The sequence below is a fragment of the Collinsella aerofaciens genome (assembly GCF_032584215.1).
Lineage (GTDB): Bacteria > Actinomycetota > Coriobacteriia > Coriobacteriales > Coriobacteriaceae > Collinsella.
The window spans coordinates 24,360-32,065 of the sequence record NZ_JAWHPN010000031.1; the positions used below are offsets into that span (position 1 = coordinate 24,360).

The 7,706-nt window shown below is 56.3% G+C and carries 7 protein-coding genes; 3 read left to right on the forward strand and 4 right to left on the reverse strand.

Features of this window, described 5'->3' with window-relative positions; all coding sequences use genetic code 11:
• Nucleotides 1-3 precede the first annotated feature (3 nt).
• Nucleotides 4-2,244: a DNA gyrase subunit A gene (locus RX395_RS08720; RefSeq protein ID WP_316366987.1), complete on the forward strand. Its 2,241-nt coding sequence runs from the start codon at nucleotides 4-6 to the stop codon at nucleotides 2,242-2,244.
• Between the two features lie 247 nt (nucleotides 2,245-2,491).
• On the forward strand, nucleotides 2,492-3,586 hold the full coding sequence (locus tag RX395_RS08725; RefSeq protein ID WP_316366988.1) for a P-loop NTPase family protein: 1,095 nt from the start codon (nucleotides 2,492-2,494) through the stop codon (nucleotides 3,584-3,586).
• Between the two features lie 107 nt (nucleotides 3,587-3,693).
• On the opposite strand, the gene RX395_RS08730 is transcribed toward RX395_RS08725, so the two are convergent.
• The 4 genes from RX395_RS08730 to RX395_RS08745 all read right to left on the reverse strand — a co-directional run bounded on the left by RX395_RS08730 (nucleotide 3,694) and on the right by RX395_RS08745 (nucleotide 6,110).
• A complete protein-coding gene (locus RX395_RS08730; RefSeq protein ID WP_316366990.1) occupies nucleotides 3,694-4,224 on the reverse strand; it encodes a flavodoxin family protein in 531 nt (176 codons plus the stop codon).
• 147 nt (nucleotides 4,225-4,371) lie between these two features.
• Entirely contained in the window at nucleotides 4,372-4,701 is a 330-nt protein-coding gene (locus tag RX395_RS08735; protein ID WP_316366991.1) for an alpha/beta hydrolase, read from the reverse strand.
• A gap of 3 nt (nucleotides 4,702-4,704) precedes the next feature.
• Complete coding sequence (locus RX395_RS08740) at nucleotides 4,705-5,307, reverse strand: alpha/beta hydrolase (RefSeq protein WP_316366993.1); 603 nt, start codon at nucleotides 5,305-5,307, stop codon at nucleotides 4,705-4,707.
• A gap of 38 nt (nucleotides 5,308-5,345) precedes the next feature.
• Nucleotides 5,346-6,110 carry a carboxymuconolactone decarboxylase family protein gene (locus tag RX395_RS08745; RefSeq protein ID WP_316366995.1) on the reverse strand — a complete coding sequence of 255 codons (765 nt, stop codon included), beginning with the start codon at nucleotides 6,108-6,110 and terminating at the stop codon, nucleotides 5,346-5,348.
• A gap of 278 nt (nucleotides 6,111-6,388) precedes the next feature.
• On the opposite strand from RX395_RS08745, the gene RX395_RS08750 reads away from it, so the two are divergent.
• The gene (locus RX395_RS08750) at nucleotides 6,389-6,829 is read left to right on the forward strand and encodes a MerR family transcriptional regulator (protein ID WP_316366996.1); all 441 of its coding nucleotides are present in this window, start codon (nucleotides 6,389-6,391) and stop codon (nucleotides 6,827-6,829) included.
• Nucleotides 6,830-7,706: the final 877 nt, after the last annotated feature.

Genomic DNA, 7,706 nt, shown 5'->3' on the forward strand with positions numbered 1-7,706 from the left:
ATCGTGGCAAAGAAGAAGACGAAGAACCAGCCAAAGAAAAAGCAGGTCAACGCCGAGAACGTCATCGGCCTGCACTCCGAGGTCACCGACCAGCCGATCACGCAGACGCTCGAGGTCAACTACATGCCCTACGCCATGAGCGTCAACGTCTCGCGTGCGTTCCCCGAGATTGACGGCTTTAAGCCCTCGCACCGTAAGCTGCTCTACACCATGTACAAGATGGGCCTGCTCAAGGGCGAGCGCCAGAAGAGCGCCAACATTGTGGGCCAGACCATGAAGCTCAACCCGCACGGCGACGCCGCGATCTACGAGACGATGGTGCGCCTGGCAACCGGCAACGAGGCGTTGCTCGCACCGTTCGTTGAGTCGAAGGGCAACTTTGGCAAGTACTATTCGGGCGACCTGAGCTACGCCGCCTCGCGTTATACCGAAGCCAAGCTCTCCCCCATCAGCGCCGAGATCTTCAAGGACATCGACAAGGACCCGGTCGACTTCGTCGACAGCTACGACGGTGCCATGAAGGAGCCGCGCCTGCTGCCCACCACGTTCCCCAACATCCTTGTCTCGGCCAACAAGGGCATCGGCGTCGCCATGGCGTCCGACATCTGCGGCTTCAACCTCAACGAGGTCTGCACCGCCACGATGCACTACCTGCAGGATCCCGATTGCGACCTGCTCGAGTACATGCCCATGCCCGACTTCTCGACCGGCGGCGAGATCATCTACCGCCGCGAGGAGATGGAAAAGATTATCGAGACCGGCCTTGGCAGCTTCCAGATCCGCTCCCGCTGGCGCTGGATTCCCGAAGAGCGCATCATCGAGGTCTACGAGATTCCCTACACCACCAAGACCGATGTCATCATCGAGCGCATCGTCAAGCTCTCCAAAGAGGGCAAGGTCAAGGAGATCGCTGACATCCGCGACGAAACCGACCTCTCGGGCTTGCGCATCGCCATCGACCTTAAGCGCGGCGTCGACCCCGACAAGCTCATGGCCAAGCTCTATCGCTCGACCACGCTGCAGGATTCGTTCTCGTGCAACTTCAACGTGTTGGTCGATGGTTACCCTCGCGTTATGGGCGTGCGTCAGATCCTGCACGAGTGGGTCAAGTGGCGTATTGAGTCCACGCGTCGCCGCATTAACTTTGACCTGGGAAAAAAGTCCGAGCGCCTGCACCTGCTGCACGGCCTCGAGGCGATCCTGCTCGACATCGACAAGGCGATCGCCATCATCCGTGGCACCAAGCTCGAGGCCGAGGTCGTGCCCAACCTTATGCGCGGCTTCGACATCGACGAGACCCAGGCCGAGTTTGTTGCCGAGCTCAAGCTCCGCAACATCAACGAGGAGTACATCCTCAACCGCACCAAGGACATCGCTAAGCTTGAGGGCGAGATTGCCGAGCTTGAGGAGATCCTCTCCAGCGAGGAGAACATCAAGAAGGTCATCAGCGACGAGCTGGCCGCGGTCAACAAGAAGTATGTGATGCCGCGCCGCACGGGCAGGATCGAGCCCCATGAGGTTATCGAAGTAAGCTTGGAGCCCGAGGTCGAGGAGTACCCGGTCACCATCATGCTCTCGCGCGATGGCTACCTTAAGAAGATGACGGACCGCGTGCTCAAGAAGGCGACCACGCTCAAGTACAAAGACGGCGACAAACCCTTTATCGAGTTCCCGTCCTCCAACACCCACGAGTTGCTGGTCTTTACCAACAAGAGCCAGGTGTACAAGTGCAAGGTTGCGGCGTTTGAGGATACCAAGTCGGCCCAGCTGGGCTCGTACCTGCCGACCGATCTTGAGATGGAACCCGACGAGAGCGTCATCTGGGTCATCGACCCCGAGGACTACAAGGCCGACGTGCTGTTCGTCTTTGAGAACGGCCGCGTGGTGCGCGTCGCGCTTTCTGGATACGTCACCAAGACCAACCGCAAGCGCCTCAAGAACGCCATCTACGGCGGCAGCAAACTGCTGTATGCCCAGGTGCTCAAGGAAGATCGCGACATCGCGCTGGTCTCGAGCGACTACCGCCTGATGAACTTCAACACGTCGTTGCTCAAGACCAAGACGACCACCAACACGCAGGGTGTCCAGGCCTTTACCGCCAAGAAGGGCCGCTCGGTCACCACCGTCGGCACGACCGAGAAGATTCTTGGCGCCGGCGTCTCGGCCGAGAAGTTCACCGCGCAGAGCCTCCCCTCCGCCGGTGCCCTCATGAAGGAAAACGACATGCCGAGCCTGTTTGACTAGGTGCCACGGCAACGAGACCGTTAGATACTTCTCAAAGCGACGAGGCCCGGAACGCAACGGCATTGCGCCCGGGACTCGTCGTTTTTCTTCTCAACTATTTTTTAACGCAGATAAATTGATTTCTGCTTATTTTTCTGCGTAAAAAATGTCAGCGTCACTGCTTCGATGCCCTTTGGTCAGCTGTTAGCAAAACTTGCAAAAATTAGCAAAACTTGCAAAAATTAGCAAAACTTGCAAAGGAGTCACCATGGAGTACAGCAAGAACCCCTTTACCCCGACGTTCGGAAGCGTCCCTCCCTTTCTAGCGGGTCGCGAGCATATCCTGCGTGACATCAACCGTGGCTTTATCAACGGCCCGGGAGATCCAAACCTGTCAACCATTTTTACTGGCGCAAGGGGAACGGGCAAGACGGCGCTTCTCTCGCTCCTTTCAGAAACGGCGCTTGAACACGGCTGGATCGCAGCAAATGTCTCCGCCATGCCAGGCATGCTCGAAGATATTATCGAGCGAACCAAAGAAGCCGCAGATAGCCACCTCTCACAGCCTCACGCGCGCATAAACGGTGTTCAAATTGGCCCAGTGGGCATCGATTGGACATATGCTCAAGAGGCTCAGGGCAACTGGCGCACGCGCATGAATGGCATCTTTAAGCAACTCGAAAAACATGACATCGGACTTCTCATCACCATCGATGAAGTCACCGTCGATCTCGAAGAAATGCTTCAATTTGCCTCTGTTTACCAGCACTTTGTACGCGAAGGTAAAAAAGTTGCCCTACTCATGGCAGGACTGCCCTACAAAGTATCGGCGTTGCTGCGTAACGATTCCGTCTCGTTCCTCAGGCGTTCCCAATATCATCAGTTGGGACGAATCACTGACGTTGAAATTGCAAACGCATTCCGCAAAACCGTTGAGGCCGGAGGCCGCTCAATCACGCCAGAAGCGCTCGAGGATGCCGTGAAGGCCGTCGACGGATTTCCCTATATGATGCAGCTCGTCGGATATCGCACATGGGATGTTTCGGAGAACTCGCCCAAAATCAGTGCACCTGATGTACAGCAGGGTTCTCTGCTTGCCCGCATGGAGCTGCGCGATCGAATTCTCGAAACGACCTATCGGGAGCTTTCCGATAAAGACATTGAGTTTTTGCTCGCGATGCTGCCCGATTCTGGCCCCAGCAGGACCTCGGAGATAGCCAAACGCATGGGCGTCGCCAGCAACTACGCAAGCCAATACAAACGCCGCCTCCTCGAGGACGGCGTTATCGGGGAACGTGGGCGTGGTCTCGTTGGCTTTGACATCCCCGCATTCAGGGAGTTCCTGAGCGAGAAAGTCTCCTAGCACGCGGAGATTGTCCATAAGGACATCAACGCATGGCAATCAGCAATCCTCTTGGTAAGGGAAGTAGGCTTTCCGCCAACGCTGATTGCCATGCGTTCTTCTTGTCCTTAGGCGAGTTTGCGAGCGAGCTCTCGCACCTCTTCCAACTTGGGCGACGATGCCATGCTGTCGCGCTCGGTCATACCGCTGATGGTGACAATGCCCTGGTCCTCCCACTTGCAGTACGCGCATGTGGCCCTGTACATAGCAATCGCCGCATCATAGACGCCCTCGCTGTGGCTATCGAGCAAAAGGGCCGTCTTGGTGAACGGGAAGCCCGTAGCACCGAAGGCGTACAGGCGGTCGATGGCGGCCTTCTCCTGCGCAGTGATATCAAACCAGTAGATAGGCGAAGCGAAGACAACCATATCGGCGTCTTTCAGTGACTCGATCACGTCGGCCATGTCGTCCTTCTGCACACAGGTGCCCTCGTGGGCGAAGCAATACTGACACCCCAGGCAACCAGCGATCTTCTTGCTGGCAACGCGAACGACCTCGACCGTATTGCCGCCCTCACGCGCGGTCTCGGCAAACGCCTCGACCATGGTGTCGGTATTGGCGCCCTTGCGCGGGCTACCGCTCAACACAACGATATTCATAAGAATCTCCCTCCTTCATGCCGCAGGCGCGCGGCATATTTTTTGTTTTAACCAAAACGGATGGAGCTATTCAATCGCCTCGTTTCAGCTACTCCCACTCTTTAGAAGAATCGTTGCTGGAGACTTGGCATTGAATCAAGGCACGCCTTATTTCAAATACTCCTCAAAGAACGCTTTCAGCTTTCCAAACGGAATGACGTCCATCTGATCGTAAAGGTCGGTGTGGCTGGCACCAGGGATAATAAGCAGCTCCTTGTTGTCCCCGGTCAGTTTGCTGTACGCGGTTTCGCTGAAATAGCGGGAGTGCGCCTTCTCGCCATGCACCAGCAACACAGCAGAGCGGATTTCGCTGCTATATTGCAAAATCGGCATATTCAAAAACGACAGCGAGGACGTCACATTCCAGCCGCCTTTGGAGCCCAGGCTGCGGGGATGGTAGCCTCGCGGAGTCTTGTAGTAGTCGTAATAGTCCGCCACAAACTACGGCGCGTCATCGGGCAGCTGATCGACCACGCCGCTCGCCAGCGCGTAGCTGTCATTTTTATAGTCCTCGGTGCGCTGCGCGTTCAGCGCTTTACGCTTCTCAAAGCGCGCCTGCTCGGAATCCTCGGCGTCAAAGTAGCCGTTTGCGGTCACGCGGGTCATATCGTACATGGTCATAGCCGCGGTGGCCTTGATGCGGGTGTCGATGGCTGCGGCATTGATTGCTATGCCGCCCCAACCGCAGATGCCGATGATACCGATGCGCTCCAGGTCAACGCTATTCTGCACAGAGAGGAAATCCACCGCTGCGCAGAAATCCTCGGTGTTGATGTCCGGCGATGCCACATAGCGGGGTGCACCGTCGCTCTCGCCGGTATAGGACGGGTCGAAGGCAATCGCGAAAAAGCCCAGCTCCGCCATTTTCTGCGCATAAAGGCCGGACGTTTGCTCCTTCACCGCGCCAAACGGACCGCTGACGGCGATGGCAGGCAGCTTGCCTTTCACGTTCTTTGGCACGTAGACGTCGACCACCAACGTGATGCCGTATCGGTTGTTGAAAGTCGCCTTGCTGCACTCAACCTTGTCACTTTTGGGGAACACCTTGTCCCATTCCTACGCTAGATTCAACTGTTCCATCTTCATGCCTCCTTGTTAGTCGCTGTAAGGTATTCCTCGTCGTCCACAGGCTCCAACCACTCGTTGGAGGTCTCCTCGCCCGGAACCTCCACCGCGAGATGGGAGAACCAGCTGTCGGGCGCCGCACCGTGCCAGTGCTTTACGCCCGCAGGAATATTTACTACATCGCCAGGGCACAGCTCCTGTGCCGGTTTGCCCCATTCCTGGTAAAGCCCTCGACCAGCCACGCAGACGAGGATCTGTCCGCCGCCGCTTTTGGCGTGATGGATGTGCCAGTTGTTGCGGCAGCCGGGTTCGAACGTCACGTTGTAGACGCCGACCTGCTTGGTGGAAAGGGGCGCGAGGTAGCTTTGCCCGATAAAGTACTTCGCAAATGCGTCGTTGGGGGCGCCGATAGGAAAGGCCATCTCGTTTTGGTGCTCAGCTCTTGCGTCGGCGGCGTCGCCATCCGCCCAGACCTCCTTCGCCATGCGAAAGGCCGCCCACGCCTTGGGCCATCCCGCGTAAAACGCCGCATGCGTAAGGATTTCCGCTATCTCAGCCCTGGTCACCCCGTTGCTCTTTGCGGACATCAGATGATATTGGAACGAAGAGTCCGTCAGCCCCTGCGCCATTAGGGCCACCACCGTCACCACGCTGCGGTCTCGAAGGGAAAGCCCGTCTTCTCGGCTCCACACCTCGCCGAACAGCACATCGTCATTGAGCTGAGCGAATTTGGGGGCAAAATCCCTCAGGGCGTCTCTGCCCGCCGTCTGTTTAATTGCCATGATCGATTTCCTCCTATCGATGGTTCTGGACACGAATCTGTTTACGCATGGCCAAGTGGCCCGCCTAGATTCCCATGCCCATTCGTCGCGCCTGCTCAAGAGCAGGGTGCCCGGCGATATTACCCACGTCGTTCACGCCGCCGGCGAAAACCGTTCCGGCAAGCGTGCGCCTTTGGCGAAAATCCCTTGCGCTCCCAATTTATATTGACGAGAATGAAGGTAATACCTAAACCTAACTTTAGGTCAAGGAGTAAATTCGAGATTTGTCCGGAGGGACCATGTACACAATCGGACAGGTGGCGGAGATGTTCGATCTGCCCGTTTCCACGCTGCGTTATTACGACAAGCAGAGATTGTTCCCGGAATTGGAGCGGACGTCCGGCATTCGCCGATTCGGCGATACGGAACTCGAGGCGCTTCGGGTCATCGAATGCCTGAAGAAGGCCGGAATGGAGATCAAGGACATCCGGCTGTTCATGGAATGGTGTGCGGAGGGCCCATCGACATATCCCAAGCGCAAGGCCATGTTCGAGGAGCGGAAGACCCACATGGAGTCGGAGATCGCGAAGATGAACCGCGCGCTGGACATGTTGAAGTTCAAATGCTGGTACTACGAGCAGGCGATTCAGGATGGCAACGAGGATAGACTGAAGGCGCTGATTCCCGACAATTTGCCGGAAGAAATCAAAAGTACCTACGAAAACGCCCACACTCAATAATGCCGCCCGATGCTCAAGGGGCTTTGGCAAGGAGTTGTTTTAGGCAGACATGCAAAAAGAAAGCCTCCGAACCAGAGGGTCCGGAGGCTGTTATTCCCGTTATTTCGCTGGTGGCTTTGCTCTATGGCGGCGCCGAAACAGCATCAGGCGGTACTCGACGGTATCAAAACGCGAGTTCAAAAGCCAGTTCCCGTTAATACCACTCAGTGACTAATCCAGTCCGAGTGTTGTCGATGCGTGTCACGTCGTACCGCCTAAGGGCTGATTCGTGCGCAATTTGGGCAAATCAGGCCCTTGATTCGCGATTTCGAGAATGACTCAATTGATTCGCAAAACCGCAAGTCGCTCCTTTAATCACTCCCTGGTTTCCGCCGGGGTTCGTAGCGGGTGGCGTGAAAAGGGGTGATTCAAAGGGTCGGAGAGATGCCCGTAGCGCAATCGTCAGGTATTGGCGCGGTGGGGGACTTCCCACCTCCATCAGTCCAAATCGTCAAGCTCCGAAAGACGTCGAGCCAGAGAAAAGGACCTATTTCCCGTCATGGATTGGGTTTACCTGCATGACTAGAGCCCTGGTGTAATTGACTGGATCACCGTCCCGAGAACCGGTATCGACCTGCCTGTCCGCCAAGCTCCTTCTTCAGCTCCAGCCTAGCATCTGATTCGCGCCGCTATAAGCGAAAACCGAAGAGATGCGTCTTAGCCAAGAAAATAAGGTTAGCCTTATCTTACTTCATGATTCGTGTATTATAGTTCTAACAGTTTAGATAACAGGTGATGATTCGGGGACCGCAAGGCCCCCGAATGCTATGCTCTTCCCAGCCAAACAGAGAATTTGCCCGAGCGCCCACCCGGATCTTTGTTTGGCGACAATCCCTCC